Genomic DNA, 16,081 nt, shown 5'->3' with positions numbered 1-16,081 from the left:
CCTTCGTGGAGATTGCCGCGAATGCGGCGGGATGGGAACAGCGGGTGAATTACGCCTGCGGGGTAGCAGGGGCAGGGGGCACAGTCGGAGCTGGGGTTACAGGCTCCGCCGCAGGTGCAGGCGCGTCGGCCTTTGCAGTCTGGCGGTTCACCCACCAGTTCCCGATCGCATGTGCACCGGTCACGATCAGCGCGGCAATCAGATACGGCAGACTGTCTGGAATAGGCAGCGGGCATCCCGCCAGCAGCCATTGCAGCATGGGCGCGAGCGTGGCAGCCGTGATGGTCGTGCCGCCGGTGACAAGGGACGAAACTTGATTCATGGTCGACTCCTTTGGGTGGGTGAAATTTCGTGCACACGGTCAGGCCATGCTTGAAACCAGCTTGCCGCCCGCGTTCACGTAGGCGGTCTGCAACGCGGCAAGCGTGTTGACGTGCTGTTCGTAGTCGTTGCCCGGAAGGCTGGCCCATATGCCCGAGCAGAGCTGGACGGCCTTCGTGAAATTGCCGATGTCGATGAACGGAAGCGCGCCTTTCTCGCGAATCTGCTGGAGCGCTATCCTGTCCTGGGAGAGTGGCGAGAAATTGGCCAACCGGAGCAGTTGCCGGTATGCCAACCAGTAGCGGTAGAGCAGCTGATACCGGCCAGCGGCGGACGAATCGAGCGCCGAGTTGAGAATGTCCGGGTGCGCGGCGTAACTTGAAAACGTCAGCGGCTTCTCCGGTGTCGCGCCGACGAGCACTCGATAGCCGTCGTCGGAATCGGGAATGCGCGAGGTTCCTTCACTCCACGCGATCATGTCGAGAAAGGCGATCCGGTTGGATCCTCCGGCCTGCTGTGCGGTGATGACAGGCATGTTCAATCCTCCGTGTTTTGGCGCCGACGAAAAACCTTGTCGCGCGCCAGGATGAAAATCTGCAGAACCGTGTAGACGAGCGTGGCCGACAGCACCACGTTCGAAAGCGTCAGGTACGCCGCGACCTTGGCCAGCAGTGTGCCGATCAGGCCACCCACCCACGCGATCGACACCTTGATGGATTCCATGACGTGGTCATTACTGTCCATGGGCGTGCTCCAGAAATGAAGAACCGCCCCGTAGGGCGGCGTTAGATGCCTGCAGGTCGCGTTCAGCCTATGAGCCGCAGTAGTAAGAGAAGACCGCAAGCGCGAGATCGGGCGCCGCCTGCGGCTGGAACGCGTAGAAGCCGCACGAGTCGGGCGTGAGAAATGAATTGATCGCCTCGCTGAACAGCGATTGCCACGATGAACCGTCGCCCGACACTTCGTAATACCAGTTCGTCGCGTCGCTATGGATTCGCATCCATTCCGGAACGGCGCCAATGTTCGTTGAGAAGGGGTTGCCGGCCCACGACGAGAAATTACTGAAGTTGCCGACCCAGTAGCCGAGCTGGTTCTGATAAGCGAGTTCAAAAAGTTTGAGCTTTCCGCTCGCGCTGTCATACAGACACGGCCCAACACAACCGTAGTTCGCATTCAGTGGAGCAGCGCGCAAGCGCATCGTCACCTGAAAGGCCCCGGATGGTATCGGCTGCGTGAGGACGAATGCCTGCGCGCTGCTTGAATGCGGAGTGACAATGCCAATGCCCCACGGATATTGCGTGGCGATCGCGCCTGTCGCGCCCTGGTTACGCTGTGTGAACCCGGACAATTGCGGCACCGCGTCCGTCACGCCATGCGATGAATTCGGCGTAATCGTCGCGCTAGAACCTGTCGCCGTCACGCTCGCGTTCGTGAAATTCAGCGATCCCGGCGCCACGGCCTTGATGCTGCCGGCCTGTTCAACCGCGCCGAGCGTGCCGGCAAGGGACAATCCAACCCCAAGATTGCCGCCGTCGATCACCTGCAGATTCGCGCCGCCCGTGAGCGATTTGAATGCGAGCGTCTGTGCCGTCGAATTCGCCACATCGAGAATCGGGGCGCCACTGCCTTCGTTCGATGCGCCAGTAATTGAGCCACCGGGGCAGGTCAGGACCAGACCTCCTGCGCCGTTGTCCGTGATCGAAAAATTTCCCGCTGCGGCGAGCGTTTTCACAACGAGATTCGCTGCGGTCGATGCCGAGGTATCGACCAGGCGGGAGCCAGCTCCTTCGTTCACGGCACCGCGCAGCGACCCGCTTATCGCATTCGGCTGGTAACTGCGCACGTCGGTGTAGCTCGATGCCGTCAATGTCCCGGTCACCACCTGGTACAGCGGAAACGACGCGGCCGGAAAGCCTGAGGTGTTGCTGCTGACCACACCCGTCACCGGATCCGCGAAAATATAGTTCGTCGCGCTCGCGGCCAGCGTCAGGGTACCGTCTGGAATCGATTGCACCATGCCCTCGGGGTTCATATACGTGCCGCCGTAGTAGCCCCAGACGAGGCCGCCCGTTGTTGCCGCGCGCCGGCCCCACAACATCAGTGGGCTGACGGCATCAAACAGCGCGTTGAGCGTCGCCTCCTTTGTCGAGGAAGTCGCGGAAAGCGTATCGAGCAGGGTTGAACTGTTCGACATGGCCTACGCTCCGGCGTACCAGGAAAACACCGAAAGGCCGACGGCCTGCCCGTTCGGATCAGCGAAGAATCCCACCTGGTCCGGCGTGAGAAAGGTCGCGCGCGAGAGCGAGTACATATTCACCCACGTAACGCCGTCCGGCGACACGTCGTAATACCGGTTCGTCCCGTCGTCACGGATCCGGTGCCAGTCCGGCCAGAAGGTCATCGCGTACTGCGAGCCCTGAAATCCGTTCCACGCGGTCGGGCTGTTGAAGTTGCCAATGCCGTACTGGAATCCGCTCTGATACAGCAGGCCTGCGACCTGCAGCAGGCCGCTTGAACTGTTGCGCCAGACGAGTCCACACTTGATGTAGCTGGAGCTCGCCGGAAACGCGCGCATGCGGGCGACGACCTGATAAGGCGTCGAAGGCGCGGCCACGACCAGGCACGCGCAGTTTTCACCGCCTGCTTTCGGCGTGGACAGGCTGATGCCCCACGGTTCCTGCAGCGCGGTGGCGCTGCCCTGGTTGACCCAGGTGAAATTCGACAGGTTCGGCGGTTGATCGGGCGTGCCGAAACCCGAGAACAGCGCGATCTGCGCCTGCGATCCGCCCGGATTCGTGACCTGCGCCCCCTGGAAATTGAGCTGCGTCGCCGCGCTGACGGCAGTCGTCCCGTTCTGCTGGATCGCCGGCGCGACGGCAGCGGCCGCGTTTGCGCCGATTGCGATGCCGGCGGATCCATTGTCGGTGATCGTGATGCCGCTGCCGGCGACCAGTGTCTTGAACGCGAGGTTGCTCGACGTAGTGGATGCAGTGTCGAGCACGCCGATCCCACTGCCTTCGTTGCTGCCGCCCGTGACGGTGCCGCTCGTACCACTCGTGCTGATCGTGATCCCGTTCGATCCGCCGTCCGTGACCGACACCCCCGATCCGCCAATCAGCGACTTGAAGGCGAGCGTCTGCGCTGTCGAATTCGCCGTGTCCAGTACAGGTATTCCACTGCCTTCGCTCGTTGCGCTGCGGACGGTGCCCGCGATCACGCTCGGCTGGTAGCTGCGGCAGTCCGTGTAGCTGGAGACACCGGTCGAGCCGGTCACGATCTGGTAGAGCGGAATCGACCCGGCGGGGAAACCCGTGGTGTTCACCGACACGGCACCGGTTGTGGCGCTCGCATACACGTAGTTGGTCGTGCTCGCGGTGAGCGTGACGGTGCCGTTCGCGATCGCATTGGCGGTGGTGCCGACCATATATGTGCCGCCGTAGTAACCCCACGTCAGGCTGCTCGTCGTGCTCGCGCGCCGGCCCCAGATCATTGCGGGACTGGCCGCATCGAACATTGCATTGGCGATCACTTCCTTGGCCGCCTGATTTGTCGCGATGGTGTCGAGCAGCGTCGTGCTGTTGGACATCGTGTTACCTCGTGATGGTCGTCGTTGCGGATGCGCCCAGCACGCCCTGATCGCTGTTCTGCTGCACGCGGAAGGTGATCGTCGCGCCCGTCGGGAAGCCGTCTGCCGAGATAGTGGCGGCGGCATACGTCCAGGTGCCGCCGGCACCGTTGCCGGCCACCGTGACGGTCCGAACCACGGTCGAACCGTTCAGGATCGTGAGCGTGTAGTTCTCGGCCGACTCATCGAGCGGGACATCGGCGCCATCGATCCACTGGGCGCGCACGCGGGCACGCCGGATCCACGACAGCGAGATGTCGGAGGTGCTCGACGCGCTCCCGTGCGCGGCGATGAAATACACCGGCGAGAGTGGCATGACCCGGCCGTTCTTCGGCGTGAGGCTCACCTGCGCGCCGGGCGAACCTGAGAACAGGTTAAGCAGGAATGTCTCGAAATAGAGCGTCGAGCCGAAATCCGTCGTCTGGATCGGCATCGACACGATCGCAGCAGGATCGAGCAGCACGAAGCGCTCGCCAGCGGCGTGGGTGGTCATGGCGGCTTCCGTTCCACCGCGCCCCCGCAGCAGACCGGACAACGTCCAGGTGTTGGCTGCCGTCTGCGTCGCGTTGCGGAAAAACAGGATTTCGCCGCCCAGCCACGCCGCATTGGCGCCGGTGAGGAAATCTGCATAGCTGCACGAAGCGAGCGCCCCTTCGTAGAGCACGATACTGACCGTATTGATTTCGTCCGGGAGGTTGCCGCCGCCGAACGATGACAGGGCACCCGCCGCGTAACCCATGACGGACGCATGGGTGATCTGCGCGAACTGTGTGAACGTCACGTCATCGCGCGACAGGTCGATCGCCGCACCGGGCCACGATGAAGCCATGCCGCAGGCAGCGATGTAAAGCCCGGGCGTGTTATCCGCATCGCGCAGCGGCGGAATGTCGAGCGCCAAGAGGATGGTCGGCCCGCTGTAATCGATCTGCTGGCTGGCAAAGCCAAGCGCTGCGCCGCCCTGCGTCGTGTAGGAGCTGCCTGGATAGATATCGGGTTCCTCGCGCGCGGCGGCCCAGAGGAGCGACCCCTGGCCGTCATACTGGCAACGCGTGATCCGAACGATCCAGCTCTCGCCGTTCGCGCCCTGCAACGTCATTACGTCGCCCGGCTCGTACTGCAGGTAAGCGAGGCCTGTCGTGAACTGGAAAGTCTTGCGGCCGACCCATGCCGACCACAGCATGGCCTGGGTACGCGCGAGCGCATCGGAACCCGCGAGCACGATCGGTACCTGCATAACGGTGTCGCGGTTCGAGTTCGTGTATGCGCGCATCGCACGCTGTGTGTTCGGGTTGTAGTCGTCTCCGAGTTCCGGGTAAGTCAGCTGCATCGAGCGAGGCAGATCGACCTCCTGCACGATCGTCTCGGTGATCGGCGTCGTGTTTGCCGTGTCACCCACATTAGGCGAGGCACCGAGATCGGCGTAGAGGAAGGTCCCGACCGGTTGCGCACCGCGCTTCACGAACCGGATCACGCCGCCCGAATCGCACGCATCGAAGAAGTACGTGGACATGAGCGGGCCGAGGTTGCTGCGCGTGGTCGAATGGTTCGTCACGCAGTAGCCGTTCATCACGTCGGTGAGCTGCGAGACATCGACCTGCGAAGCCGACAGGCCCGCACGGCCACACAGGTCGGCCACGACATTGCCGACCGTCGTGAAAGTCTGCCCCTGCGAAATCCACATGTATCCGAGCGAGATGCTGCTGAGGTTCGCACCCGAGGCGAACACGAAGAAATTTTCGTTGATGGCCACCATCGTCGAGACGCCGAACGGTGCATAGCCGAGTACCGTGTAGGTGTTTTGCGACGGCCGGAACAGGGATACGGCGAGGTTGTCGCCCACCGTATAGATGTAGTCGTCCGTCAGCACATACCCGGTATTCGCATTGAAATTGATGCCGGTCCAGGTGGTGGTGACGGCCAGCGTGTCCCGGTCGAACTGGAACAGATGGCCAGTCAGGTCGTCGAATGCATAAACGTGGGTCGCCGAGCCGCCGAGGATGTGCCATTCGCCCAGCTGGGTGCTCTGGGCGACGATCAGCCCCTGCTGCGAGAGATCGCACCGGTAGATTGGACGGCCACTCGTCGTATAGGACGAGCTCAGGAAGATGTCGCTGCCGTTGCGCCAGAAGCAGGCCTCGTCGCCATCGAAGCCGAGGTCCATGCTGCCCGTCAGGCTCATGTCGTCACACGAGCCGTCCGGATGCAACCACCCCGGCCAGGTGTAGATGCCCGGCACATCGCTGTAGCCCAGTGGCATGTTGATGCCACCCCGGTTGCCGCTCCAGGGAATCAGCTGCGTCTGGACGGCACCATAAGCGCTCAGGTTTGCGACGGTGACGCCGTTGTAGCCGAAGTAGTACCCGTAGCCCATCGCGATGCCGCCCGACGCCGACAGGCACGGCGCCATGAAGAACGTTCCGAGCGAGGTCGAATACGCATACGTTGACGCCGAGCTCGACGTGGCGAGTGCGGCGGGTGCCGTGACCACCTCGAACGAGAGGGACGGCAGATAGTTGCCCCATTGCGAGAGGTCCAGCTCGTTGAATACGACGTAGGCCAGTCCCCGGTGCGCCGGCGTGTTGTTCACGCCGAGCGCAGCCTGCATTACCGGATCCGGCAGCTGGTTTTCATCACCGGGGTAGACGGTGAAATTCGTCACCATCTGGTTCGAGCCGCTGATCGCCTGGAAATTTGACGGATTGGACACGTCGTAGATCAGCTTGCCGTTGGCCCAGATGCGCCGCACGGCCGAAATCGGACCCGCACACAGACCGACGGCGAACGACATCGACACCTTCTGCTGCTGCGGCCCCTTGCCACCAGCCCCTTTACCGCCGCTGCTGGCGACGTAAGGCTGGCCGGCCCAGATGATGTTCCCGGCAATCCGGTAGATGCCGTAGGCGAGCGGAACCGGCTTGCCGTATGCGCTGTCCTGGATGCGGATATCAGCGGGCTGCGGGCCCTTCTGGCGGAACAGCAGGCCACCGGCGATTCCGCCCGCCATCCAGCCGAGTTCTGCACCTTCTGCGATACCGGCAGGCCCGCCGATCAGGAAGCCGGCCGCACCGCCGACCACGGCACCGGCGGCAGACAGGACAAGCTGGCCCATTCAGACGACTCCAGGGATGCGATAGGCTGCCACGACGTGGCGCCGGGTTTTTTCATCGAGGCGCGATTCGACCACGCGCCGGTTCGGCAGATAGCCGTGGATAAAGTGATCCGCATCGGTCAGGATCGCCACGTGGATCGGCGTGGCGTGCCACGCGAACAGCAACACATCGCCGCCTTGGGCATCTGAAAGCGGAACTCGTATCAGGTGAGCTTCTAGTGCGCCGCGCAGCCGGCCATCCGGGCGGCGCCCGTAATCTGGCGCATCAGGCACGTCGAGGCCGACCGCGCGAGATACGCCGATCACAAGACCGATGCAGTCGCAGGCGGTGCCCTTCAAGCGTCCTTGATGCTGGTACGGGGTGCCGAGCCAGTCGCGCGCTTCGGCGACGAACTGCTCGCGCGTGATGGTCACCACGGCATGATCTTCCATTCAGTCCCCCTGAGGCGAGAGCAGGAGGTCGGGGCCGGGGATATACGGCTCGCCACGGAAATGGACGACGTTGTTGTAACGCGCGTAGCAGGTGCCAAGCTGTTTGTCGCAGCCGGCCGCGATCGTGTACGTGTCGCCGACCGCCACGGGGTACGGCATCGCCATCGCAAGCGTCACGACGCCCGGCGCGAACGCCTTGACCTCCATGACGAAACCCGCGTTCTGGCCGGTTAGCCACTTGACCTTGCCGAAGGCGAAATACCCGACTGTGTAGTTGTAGCTGATGAAAATCTCACCGCCGGCCTGTGCGCTATTGAATGTGTAGAGACCCGCGGCCGAGACCGTGTACTGCCCGGATCCGGTCCCGACGCTATAGGTGGTGCCATACGAATCGACGACCGAGATCGTCGAAACAAACGCACCACCGTTGGGGGGCACGACCTGGACCGTAAACGGCGAGCGTGTCGGGATCTTGTGGCCGGTCGTATCGGTGTAGGCGACGACCGGCCCGGTCTGCGTGAGGCCGGGATCGTTCCAGCTGGCCGCGCCGTTCACGCGCGCGACCGTACCGTTGAAGGTGAGTGACGTCAGATCGATCGTGCATTTCGCGTCGCCAAGCTGCGCGCGGCAGGTCGGGCTGTACACGTCCCCCTGTTCCTGCTGCATCAGCTGCGCCACGCCGCGCATTTCGACCTGATAGGCGCCGTTTGTGATCGTCACCTGACCGAGCGTGCCGCTCGCCAGCGTCACGGCGCCGGCCGACGGGTTTGTGTAGTCAACCAGCGCGCAGGTCACCTGTGCGAAATCCCACTGTCCGGACTCGAGCGAGGCCTGCGTGATGGCCGAATTGTCAAATACGGCCTGAACCTCGAGGTTCGAGGTCGAAAGGTCGCTCGTGCTGTCGATCTGCGAATGGGTGTAGCCGCCTGCCGACTGATACGTCATGCCACCGTACGTGACAGGCTGGTCGAGATCGGTGAACGCGAAGACCTGTCCATCGGTGCGGGTGATCTTCCAGAGCGTGCAGACGGTCTGCACCTCGGCCTGCAGCGTGGCGAGGAGGGCGGTGGGAATCGAACGCATGAAGATGGCGAATTACGGGCGGATCTCTATCAGGGGGATTGATCCCCAGTCGACCAGCAGATCGCCAACCGCACCATTGCGGTCCATGATCTGTTTTTTCATCTGGTCTACGTCAAACCGCACAGGCACATCGAACTGGCCTGTCCACGTGAGCGTGGGGGAGCCCGTCGGTGCCGGCGTAATCGTCACGAGCCCGGTGGTCGTATCGAGCGTGACGCCGGTCGTAAGCGGCGCGCCGGACTGCAAAACCTGCACGCTGCCCGCAACTGCCTTCTGGATCAGCCGCGATTCCGTGAGTGCTCCGTTCGAATACAGTTTCGTCATCTGGTAGACGCCACTGGTTGCGGTCGCAACCAGTACGCCGGTGCCGCCGTCGGAGTAATCGGTCCAGTCCTTGATACGAAAACCATATGCGCGTCCCTTGACCGTGCGAAAGAAGGCATCGAGCGTGGCGGTATCGGCGGCGTTCATCGCCCGACGTCCGACATCGAACTGGATGCGCGCCTGCGTCCAGGCGGGGATGCGCGCGTCGCGCCCGCTGTAGACCTGGTTGACGACGGTCAGGTACGTTGGGCCGACCGTGGCACCGAACGCGATGTTGTCCGGAAAGCGGGGCGATTCGAGAAACGTGGTCATCGCGTAATCAACCGTTCCTTGCTACCGCGATGTTTGCCTGCCGCATGATGGCCTGCGCTTGCTGCTGCGCGCTCTGCCGGGTCGTGCCGGGCGGCACCGCAATATTCAGGTTGAACGTGTGGCCACCGCGCGCGGGACCGGAAGAACCACCCGGGGTAACCGTACCGCCCTGGTTGCCCATCATAAGGAACGTGCGGTTCGCGACGGTCAGCAGCTCCGGTCCTTTCTCGTTGACCTCGTACAGGCCACCCGGCGACGTATCGCCGCCGGATGCCATATGAAACGGGTAGGTCAGCATGCTGCCGATATCGTCCGCCCCGACACTGAAATCGGGCGTCAATCCCATCAGGCCGGACGGCATGACATCGGTCGACAAAGACATCGCACTGCCACCCGTCAGCCCGAGTAGTCCCATGCCCCAGCTGAACAGCTGCCCCAGCCACCCGCCCGAACTGCTGCCGGAACCAGAGCCCGAGCCAATCCCGAATAACTGGTTCGTCAGATCCTGCGCAATGATCTTCGTGATTGCCTGCTCAATGCTGTTGGCCGTATCGAGGAATTCCTGCCGCAGCGTCTTCGTGCGGGTGATCGTGTTGTCGAGCATGTTCGCGAACGAATGGGCGAAGACGTCGGAGATAGACTTGCCGAGCACGTTGCTCGAGGCGGAAAGTTGCTGGACTTGCAGGCCGAACTGCTGCGCCTGAAGATCGAGTTGCGGCAGGCCCGAGTTCGATGCGATGCCCTCCATCAGCTGCTGGATTTGCGCAAACTGCTGCGCGGCCTGCTGGCGAAGCTGGCCGAGTTCGACCATGCCGGCAACGGCACCTTTCTCGCCTGTCTCCTGTGCGACGGCCAGTTCCTTCTCCGCGAGGGTGAGTCGTTGGGTGATCTGCTCGGCTTCCTGCTTTAGCGAATTCATCTGCGCCTGTGCGACGGCAGCATTGCGTGCTTGTGCAAGCGTGGCGAGCGTGTCCGTGTCGCCGGCGAGCGTCGCCTGGCGCTGCAGGTGGCCATGCTCGCGATCGAAGTCCGCGCCCGCCGTGCGGCCCGGATCACGGTCTAGCTTGCCGAGTTCCGAGTTCAGCTTCTCAACCTCGTCACGGTACTTGCGCGTATCCTCGGTCTGCTTCTCGGTCAGTTCGGACAATCGCTCCGACGACTGCAGTAGCGCCTGCTGTTCGTCGTTTCGCAGCGCATTCGCCCGGTTCGTCAGCGTGACGCGGGTCCGGGCATCGGCCGTGCGCTTTGCCGCGCCTTCGACGATCGTGATCTGCTGATCGTAGAGCGTGCGGATCTGAGAGTTGTACTGCTCGATCGCCGCCTTCGACTGGTCGTAGTACGCCTGCTCGCTGATGTGGTCATCGCGATACGCGAGTTCCAGCTGTTTCTGCCAATCCTGCAGCAACCGGGACTGCGAGGTGATCTGTTCCTGGATCGGCTGGGTCTGCGCATCGAGATTGGCCCGGTCAAGCCCTGCGCCACCGGCGCCGTGGCTGTATTCCTTGCGGATACGCTCCTGCATCGCGCCGATTTCGGTGGGTGAGGCACCCGCCTGCTGGCCGACACGAGCGGCTTCGTCGAGCTCTTCCTTCAGGCGTTCGGCGCCGACCTTGTGCGCCTTCGTGAGTTCGTCCCAGCGCGTCTTCGCCGCGACGACCATCTCATCGGTGTGCGCCTTGTAGGCCGCCAATGGCGCCGCATCCTGCTGGCGACGCGCAAGCGACGTTGCAGCCGACTGCTGACGGATCAGGTCGTCATAGCTTCCGCCGGCCTGCTGGTTGATCGATGCGCCATCCCCGACGTTCATCGCATAGTCAAAATCGCTTTGGCCTGAGCGCCTGGCGGTGAGCGTACGGTTGATGCGCGCCGCCGTTTCCGCTGCCGTCTCGGCGCGACCGACTGACATCAGCGCATCGGCGGTATCGCTGATCGCGGACTTCACCCCGCGCCAGGCGCGCTCGATGTAACCGAGGTTCTCCGTCGCTGCGTTGCCAAGGTGCTGGTAGAGCGCGGTCGAAGCGACCGCCATCGCCTGTTCCTGCTGGCCGGCCTGCTCCAGCGCCTTGATGTGATCGTAGAGTGCGCCGTCGACGAAGCGATACTGCCTGTTCGCATCGAGGGCCCACTTCAGCACGCCGTCCGACATGCCGGCGAACTGGCGCACGATCTCCTGCGCATTCTGGCCGGTGACGACCTGCAGCCGGGTGGCGGCAAGCGCGACGGATTCGAGCGCCCCCGAACTGATACGCCCGGACGAGATCAGTGCCTGCGTGATCTCGCGCGCATTGCCGATCGTGGCGCCCGAGGCATCGGCGATACTGCGTGACAGTCGGTTATAGCTCGCTTCTGTCTGGCCGGCGTAGTTGCCGGTCAGCATGATCGAGCGTGCGAACTGGGCCGACTCCATCGCGCCCTTGATTGCCATCGCGGCAAAGCCGGCAACGGCTGCGGTAAGCCCTGCGATCGCAATGCCTGCCGGGGATGCGAGCTTCGACATGATGTCGATACGCTCGCCCAGCACCATGAGCGATCCTGCCGCGCGCTTGAAGTTGCCGGTGGCCAGTTCATGGGCGAGCACCAGCATCTCGCGCCGCGCACCGACCGATGCGTGGCCGACCCGTTCGATGCTGGCTGCGGCTTCCTCGGCGCCCTGTACGCGCTGGATCGCACGCCCGGCCGTGGCGACACCCTGGATGTTGTCGGACGTACGGGAGGCTGCCGCATCCATGCGGCGCATCGCAGACTCGACGATCTGCTGCAGGCGCCCCATGTCTTCCTGCGTGCGGGCGACATTACCCTGCAGTTCGAGAACGAGGGAGCCGAGCGACATAGGTCGATTGTGTGCGGTTGAAAACCAGTTTCAGGATCGTTGCGGATTGCTGCTCGGGGTCGTCGAAGAAGATCGGTTTCTCTTCGACGCGCGGCAGGTAGGGCATGAAGTCACTCGCCCGGTAGGGCTTGGGCAAGGTACGGTTGCCGTGATTGCCGACGGCCGCAGCGATGATGCCGGCACGCAGATCGGCGCGTGCCTCACCAATCGCCTCGATGCGCTCGAAGGCCATCCATTCGGTCAGTTCACTGCTGTCGAGATTGGCCAGCAGTTGCCGGACCGTCATGCCGAGGGCTGCGGCGAGCCGGAAGCAGAAGCGTCGGGCTGGCCGCTCACGGAGTTTTTTTCCGCGTCCGCCACGGCGTCCTTCGACAGGCCGTTGATGCGCTGCGCGGCGACGAACAGGCGCTCGATCACGGCCGCGTTCTTGCCTGCGAGCGCGGGCAGGTCATCCGGTGTGAAGAGCGGCGTGCCGGTCTCATCGACCGCCGTGAAGATCACGAGCTTCGCCCGCATGTTTTCGGTATCGACGCTATAGCGGCCGGACGAGTCTTTCGTCATCAGGCTGGTTTCATAGGCGTCGCGTTGCCCGCCCGTCATCGAACGGATGATGACGGCGCCGCCCCATTCGGGCACGTCGACGATAACGGTTGCGAGGTCATTGGCCGCAAGGATGGCGGCACGATTCAGGATCGTGGACATGGAAGTTCCGTGGTGAGGTTACAGGAAGCAACCGGAGATCACGCAATCGTGATCGGCCCGGTGATAATCAGGTTGATAGTGGCGGTCAGCAGCTTGTCCACACCGCCATCCCAAGGGAACGATTCGACGAACGCGGTGAAGGTCGCGGTGTGGCCGTTGGGTAGCGTGAGCCGATAATTTGCGAGCGCGCTGCTCGCCTTGAGCGTCTGTAGCGCAAGCTGCCCCGCATCGGTCAGGTCGATATCGACGTCGAAGCTGAAATTGCCCGGATCCTGTAGACCTGCGCGATATTCCTTCGCGAGCGACGCGAGGTTCGTCGCGTCGAGCTTCGATGTCTTGCCGTCGAAGCCCTTGATTGTCTTGAAGTTGCCGATCGGCGTCCAGGCAACGGGCGTGGCCGTGCCCCCTGAGGTCCACGATGCACCGCCTGTCGAGTTGAAGTTGACGGCGAACGTATTCGGCGTCACGTTGGTCACGACGAGTGACTGGCCGTTAAGCCCCGTCTCGCCGCCGACGCCGGCGAACGACACGACGTCGCCGTTGCTGAAACCGTGCGCGGTTGCCTCGATGATGGTGGGGTAGCCGAGAATGATTCCGGTGATACTGACGGCGGCGCCGGTGCCGCCTGACACGGCAAACGACGAGCCCTGCGACGAAATGGCAGTCGAGGTCATGGATGTGACTCCAGAGAGAAGGAAAACAGAGGAAGCAGAAGCAGGTCAGTCGTGCCAGACGGAAAACGTCTGCACGACACGGAAAGCCTTGACGTCGGATTCGTACAGGTCCTGCTCATGCTGCAGGACGTTCTGGATGCTCCACGACTGGAACGCAGCGGCCACGGCCGAAGCGGTCGCCACGGCATCGGCATATGTGTAGCCCCAGGACGAGATCTCGAAGAGCGTGTTGTTGATCGGCGGCGAGCCGTTGCCGGCAAGCGTATTGCAGATCGGACTCGCCAGACGCCGGTAGACGATGTACGGGTACGTGCCATCCTGCAACTGCACCTGGGGCGAGACGCCTCCGGCGGCGAGCGGCTGCAGCAACGCTGCCACCTGCTCCTGGATCGTGGTCATTTCATCGTCAGCCCGAGGTTGGCCGCTTCTTTTGGAATGCGGGCTGCGAGGTAATCGATCATGGCCTGGATCGCCTGATCCTTCGCAATCGCAAACGCCGGCCGCATAAACGAGCGTGGTTCAACCCAGATCGCGGTGGGCATCGCCTTGACCGCCGCACGATGTGCCTTCAGCGACATACCCTTCGGACGTGGCGGGACATAGGCGTGGCCGAATTCCAGCCACGTCCAGTAGTAGGCGTCGAGATTTGTGACCCGGCCGCGCACGACCTTGACCTGATTCTTCCGGCCGCGCCGTACGCCGACGTAGAACACCTGCAGCAGTTCGTTCGAGCGCTCGGGGATCTGCTTCTGGTAGATCGCGCGCCGGATGCGTCCGGGATCCTGGCGTGGATCGTCGCCCTCGTAGACCGGCGCAAACACAACCGCCTGCTGGCGCAGCACGGTGGCGCCTGCATTGACCGCGCCGCGTAGCACGTTGCGACCGATATTGCGGGGCAGCTGCTCGAGCGCCTTGGCAAACTCGTCCAGCCCCTTGATGCATCGGAGTTCAGCCATTCGTCAGTCCCTCGCTCGCGAGCAGTTCGACGGTCCGGTTAGATTCATCGATGTTCAGCGCAGCATTGATGTCGAAGATTCGGCTGGCGTAGACGATGCGGTATGTGGCCACGACACGCGGATCCGCAAAGATCGCGTCGTACCGGACCGTGAAACGGTGGGAGACATCCGTTGAGATCGATTGGGCGGCGGCACGCTCGCTGCCGCTCAGCGCCTCGATATATGCGTAGACCGACTTGATCGTCATCCACGCCTCGACCTGCTGGCCGAAACTGTCGCGGGCCGTGCTGCGCTGCTGGATGGCCACCAGCCGGTTCAGCTGGCCCGCACGCATCTGCGTGGTCATGGCAACATCATCCGGTAGGGATCGAGCAGGCCAGCCACGAACGGCAGTTCCTCGACCTTGCCCCGATTGAGGATCGCGACTTCCTCCCGGTTCTCGTACAGCGAGCCGGTGCGCAGCAGGATCCAGTTGCGGATGCCCTCGGGCACCGGCTCCGCACCACCGTAGACATAGCTCGTGCCGCTGCCTGCGTCCGACAGGGTGACCGGATTGCCGCCGGGATCCTGCAGGGCATAGAGGCCCGCGTTCGCAGCCGTCACCGTGTACGGGACGTCAACCTGCAATGGCGTCGGCAGCTCCCCGCCCGAATTGAAGAACTGGACGGTATTGCCGATGGCCCAGGTGACGGGGCCGCGCACCTGAATCTGCGTCGAGGGTAGACTGCCCGGGACTGTGCACACCGACATGTAGCCGGCGTCATACGTCACGGTGACTGCACCGATCTGTGGCAGCGGGATCGGCCAGGTCTTTCCGAATCCGGGCGTGATGATCGCGGGCATCAGCGCCGCGTTGACCACGTAGTCGGCCAGATCCATCGTCTGGGGCATGCCGTTCATGTCGAGATAGTTGATCGACACAACATCGACGAGCGGCGCGTGAGGGAGCACGATCGCAAATGCCGGATAGTTGATCACATGCTCGAACGGCAGCGGCGTACCGATGCCCGCCATCGGGAACCGGTCCAGCACGAGCTGATAGCGCGCGTGGAGCAGCTGCTGGCGCGTGATCGTCTCGGCTGCAATCCGGGCCGTGGTCACGAGCGAGGCGATCAGCGTGTCCTGCGCATTGTCGGTCACGCGCAGGTGCAGTTTCGCCTCGTTGAGATCCACGGGCTCGCCGACAGGCCGCTGCAGCAGGATTTCCGGCATAGGTCAGTCCGGCAACGATGGACTCAGACTATCTGGACGACGCTCGCGTCGCCAAGATTGACCGGAATCGGCGCTGACGCATCCACCGGCGGATCGAAGCGGCCACCGACACCGAACAGGTACGCGGCAACAAACGAGGCTGCTGTGCCGACCGTGAGCGAGAGCTGCACGAACGCGTATCCGTTGTTTGTGTCGACGTCGCCGTTGCTGAAATTGATCAGCGCCTGCACGTTGGCGCCGGCGGCGGCCTGGATCGTCGTGATCGCCTTGTTGGGCAGATCCTTGGCACCGGTGCCAGTTGCATCCTGCGCCTGCCGGACCTTTGCGTCGAGCGTGGCGTTTGTGCCCATGACGCCGGTACCGATCAACGCGAGGAACGTATGGAAATTCTGAACCGGCACCCACGCAGTGGTAACCGTGCCGGCAGGCTGGTTGGCGGGGTCGATCGAGGTCAGCAATGCCTCGAAATCGGTGGGTTTGAGACTCGGGAACATGGGCGGA

At 63.2% G+C, this 16,081-nt stretch carries 18 protein-coding genes; all 18 read right to left on the bottom strand.

Annotated elements, in window-relative coordinates; translation table 11 throughout:
- Positions 1–49 precede the first annotated feature (49 nt).
- Positions 50–322 carry a hypothetical protein gene (locus DIE06_RS09145; protein ID WP_124661140.1) on the bottom strand — a complete coding sequence of 91 codons (273 nt, stop codon included), beginning with the start codon at positions 320–322 and terminating at the stop codon, positions 50–52.
- Positions 323–361: 39 nt separating this feature from the next.
- Positions 362–856, bottom strand: coding sequence for a glycoside hydrolase family 104 protein (locus DIE06_RS09140; protein WP_124661139.1), 495 nt, complete (start codon positions 854–856; stop codon positions 362–364).
- A gap of 2 nt (positions 857–858) precedes the next feature.
- Positions 859–1,065: a hypothetical protein gene (locus tag DIE06_RS09135; protein ID WP_124661138.1), complete on the bottom strand. Its 207-nt coding sequence runs from the start codon at positions 1,063–1,065 to the stop codon at positions 859–861.
- 67 nt (positions 1,066–1,132) lie between these two features.
- Entirely contained in the window at positions 1,133–2,515 is a 1,383-nt protein-coding gene (locus DIE06_RS09130) for a hypothetical protein (RefSeq protein ID WP_124661137.1), read from the bottom strand.
- Positions 2,516–2,518: 3 nt separating this feature from the next.
- Positions 2,519–3,907, bottom strand: a complete 1,389-nt coding sequence (locus tag DIE06_RS09125; RefSeq protein ID WP_124661136.1) for a hypothetical protein — start codon at positions 3,905–3,907, stop codon at positions 2,519–2,521.
- A 4-nt stretch (positions 3,908–3,911) separates the two neighbouring features.
- Complete coding sequence (locus tag DIE06_RS09120; RefSeq protein ID WP_124661135.1) at positions 3,912–7,055, bottom strand: phage tail protein; 3,144 nt, start codon at positions 7,053–7,055, stop codon at positions 3,912–3,914.
- Entirely contained in the window at positions 7,056–7,487 is a 432-nt protein-coding gene (locus DIE06_RS09115) for an NlpC/P60 family protein (RefSeq protein ID WP_260433570.1), read from the bottom strand.
- Positions 7,488–8,570: a DUF2163 domain-containing protein gene (locus DIE06_RS09110; RefSeq protein ID WP_124661134.1), complete on the bottom strand. Its 1,083-nt coding sequence runs from the start codon at positions 8,568–8,570 to the stop codon at positions 7,488–7,490.
- Between the two features lie 12 nt (positions 8,571–8,582).
- Entirely contained in the window at positions 8,583–9,206 is a 624-nt protein-coding gene (locus tag DIE06_RS09105; protein ID WP_124661133.1) for a DUF2460 domain-containing protein, read from the bottom strand.
- A 7-nt stretch (positions 9,207–9,213) separates the two neighbouring features.
- Positions 9,214–12,036: a phage tail length tape measure family protein gene (locus DIE06_RS09100; RefSeq protein WP_124661132.1), complete on the bottom strand. Its 2,823-nt coding sequence runs from the start codon at positions 12,034–12,036 to the stop codon at positions 9,214–9,216.
- On the bottom strand, positions 11,999–12,322 hold the full coding sequence (locus DIE06_RS09095) for a hypothetical protein (protein ID WP_260433568.1): 324 nt from the start codon (positions 12,320–12,322) through the stop codon (positions 11,999–12,001). Before DIE06_RS09095 ends, DIE06_RS09100 begins: the two co-directional genes overlap by 38 nt.
- Positions 12,319–12,738 carry a hypothetical protein gene (locus DIE06_RS09090; RefSeq protein WP_124661131.1) on the bottom strand — a complete coding sequence of 140 codons (420 nt, stop codon included), beginning with the start codon at positions 12,736–12,738 and terminating at the stop codon, positions 12,319–12,321. Before DIE06_RS09090 ends, DIE06_RS09095 begins: the two co-directional genes overlap by 4 nt.
- Positions 12,739–12,776: 38 nt before the next feature.
- Positions 12,777–13,412: a phage tail tube protein gene (locus DIE06_RS09085; RefSeq protein ID WP_124661130.1), complete on the bottom strand. Its 636-nt coding sequence runs from the start codon at positions 13,410–13,412 to the stop codon at positions 12,777–12,779.
- Between the two features lie 45 nt (positions 13,413–13,457).
- On the bottom strand, positions 13,458–13,811 hold the full coding sequence (locus tag DIE06_RS09080) for a DUF3168 domain-containing protein (protein WP_124661129.1): 354 nt from the start codon (positions 13,809–13,811) through the stop codon (positions 13,458–13,460).
- Positions 13,808–14,368 carry an HK97-gp10 family putative phage morphogenesis protein gene (locus DIE06_RS09075; protein ID WP_124661128.1) on the bottom strand — a complete coding sequence of 187 codons (561 nt, stop codon included), beginning with the start codon at positions 14,366–14,368 and terminating at the stop codon, positions 13,808–13,810. The genes DIE06_RS09080 and DIE06_RS09075 overlap by 4 nt, the downstream gene beginning before the upstream one ends.
- Positions 14,361–14,714 carry a phage head closure protein gene (locus DIE06_RS09070; protein ID WP_124661127.1) on the bottom strand — a complete coding sequence of 118 codons (354 nt, stop codon included), beginning with the start codon at positions 14,712–14,714 and terminating at the stop codon, positions 14,361–14,363. The genes DIE06_RS09075 and DIE06_RS09070 overlap by 8 nt, the downstream gene beginning before the upstream one ends.
- Positions 14,711–15,580 (bottom strand): phage head-tail connector protein, encoded by an 870-nt coding sequence (locus DIE06_RS09065; RefSeq protein WP_124661126.1) that lies wholly within the window; start codon positions 15,578–15,580, stop codon positions 14,711–14,713. Before DIE06_RS09065 ends, DIE06_RS09070 begins: the two co-directional genes overlap by 4 nt.
- Positions 15,581–15,603: 23 nt before the next feature.
- Positions 15,604–16,074 carry a hypothetical protein gene (locus DIE06_RS09060; RefSeq protein WP_124661125.1) on the bottom strand — a complete coding sequence of 157 codons (471 nt, stop codon included), beginning with the start codon at positions 16,072–16,074 and terminating at the stop codon, positions 15,604–15,606.
- Between the last annotated feature and the right edge of the window lie 7 nt (positions 16,075–16,081).

Origin of the sequence: Burkholderia sp. Bp8998 (assembly GCF_003854235.1) — a bacterium.
Taxonomy (GTDB): Bacteria; Pseudomonadota; Gammaproteobacteria; order Burkholderiales; family Burkholderiaceae; genus Burkholderia.
Note: the sequence above shows the minus strand (reverse complement) of the source record. Positions and strands in the feature narration are given on the sequence as shown.

Excerpts from the sequence above, each read along its gene's own strand:
- DIE06_RS09145 (WP_124661140.1), bottom strand. The coding sequence starts at position 322 with ATGAATCAAGTTTCGTCCCTTGTCACCGGCGGCACGACCATCACGGCT.
- DIE06_RS09140 (WP_124661139.1), bottom strand. The coding sequence starts at position 856 with ATGCCTGTCATCACCGCACAGCAGGCCGGAGGATCCAACCGGATCGCC.
- DIE06_RS09135 (WP_124661138.1), bottom strand. The coding sequence starts at position 1,065 with ATGGACAGTAATGACCACGTCATGGAATCCATCAAGGTGTCGATCGCG.
- DIE06_RS09130 (WP_124661137.1), bottom strand. The coding sequence starts at position 2,515 with ATGTCGAACAGTTCAACCCTGCTCGATACGCTTTCCGCGACTTCCTCG.
- DIE06_RS09125 (WP_124661136.1), bottom strand. The coding sequence starts at position 3,907 with ATGTCCAACAGCACGACGCTGCTCGACACCATCGCGACAAATCAGGCG.
- DIE06_RS09120 (WP_124661135.1), bottom strand. The coding sequence starts at position 7,055 with ATGGGCCAGCTTGTCCTGTCTGCCGCCGGTGCCGTGGTCGGCGGTGCG.
- DIE06_RS09115 (WP_260433570.1), bottom strand. The coding sequence starts at position 7,487 with ATGGAAGATCATGCCGTGGTGACCATCACGCGCGAGCAGTTCGTCGCC.
- DIE06_RS09110 (WP_124661134.1), bottom strand. The coding sequence starts at position 8,570 with ATGCGTTCGATTCCCACCGCCCTCCTCGCCACGCTGCAGGCCGAGGTG.
- DIE06_RS09105 (WP_124661133.1), bottom strand. The coding sequence starts at position 9,206 with ATGACCACGTTTCTCGAATCGCCCCGCTTTCCGGACAACATCGCGTTC.
- DIE06_RS09100 (WP_124661132.1), bottom strand. The coding sequence starts at position 12,036 with ATGTCGCTCGGCTCCCTCGTTCTCGAACTGCAGGGTAATGTCGCCCGC.
- DIE06_RS09095 (WP_260433568.1), bottom strand. The coding sequence starts at position 12,322 with ATGACGGTCCGGCAACTGCTGGCCAATCTCGACAGCAGTGAACTGACC.
- DIE06_RS09090 (WP_124661131.1), bottom strand. The coding sequence starts at position 12,738 with ATGTCCACGATCCTGAATCGTGCCGCCATCCTTGCGGCCAATGACCTC.
- DIE06_RS09085 (WP_124661130.1), bottom strand. The coding sequence starts at position 13,412 with ATGACCTCGACTGCCATTTCGTCGCAGGGCTCGTCGTTTGCCGTGTCA.
- DIE06_RS09080 (WP_124661129.1), bottom strand. The coding sequence starts at position 13,811 with ATGACCACGATCCAGGAGCAGGTGGCAGCGTTGCTGCAGCCGCTCGCC.
- DIE06_RS09075 (WP_124661128.1), bottom strand. The coding sequence starts at position 14,368 with ATGGCTGAACTCCGATGCATCAAGGGGCTGGACGAGTTTGCCAAGGCG.
- DIE06_RS09070 (WP_124661127.1), bottom strand. The coding sequence starts at position 14,714 with ATGACCACGCAGATGCGTGCGGGCCAGCTGAACCGGCTGGTGGCCATC.
- DIE06_RS09065 (WP_124661126.1), bottom strand. The coding sequence starts at position 15,580 with ATGCCGGAAATCCTGCTGCAGCGGCCTGTCGGCGAGCCCGTGGATCTC.
- DIE06_RS09060 (WP_124661125.1), bottom strand. The coding sequence starts at position 16,074 with ATGTTCCCGAGTCTCAAACCCACCGATTTCGAGGCATTGCTGACCTCG.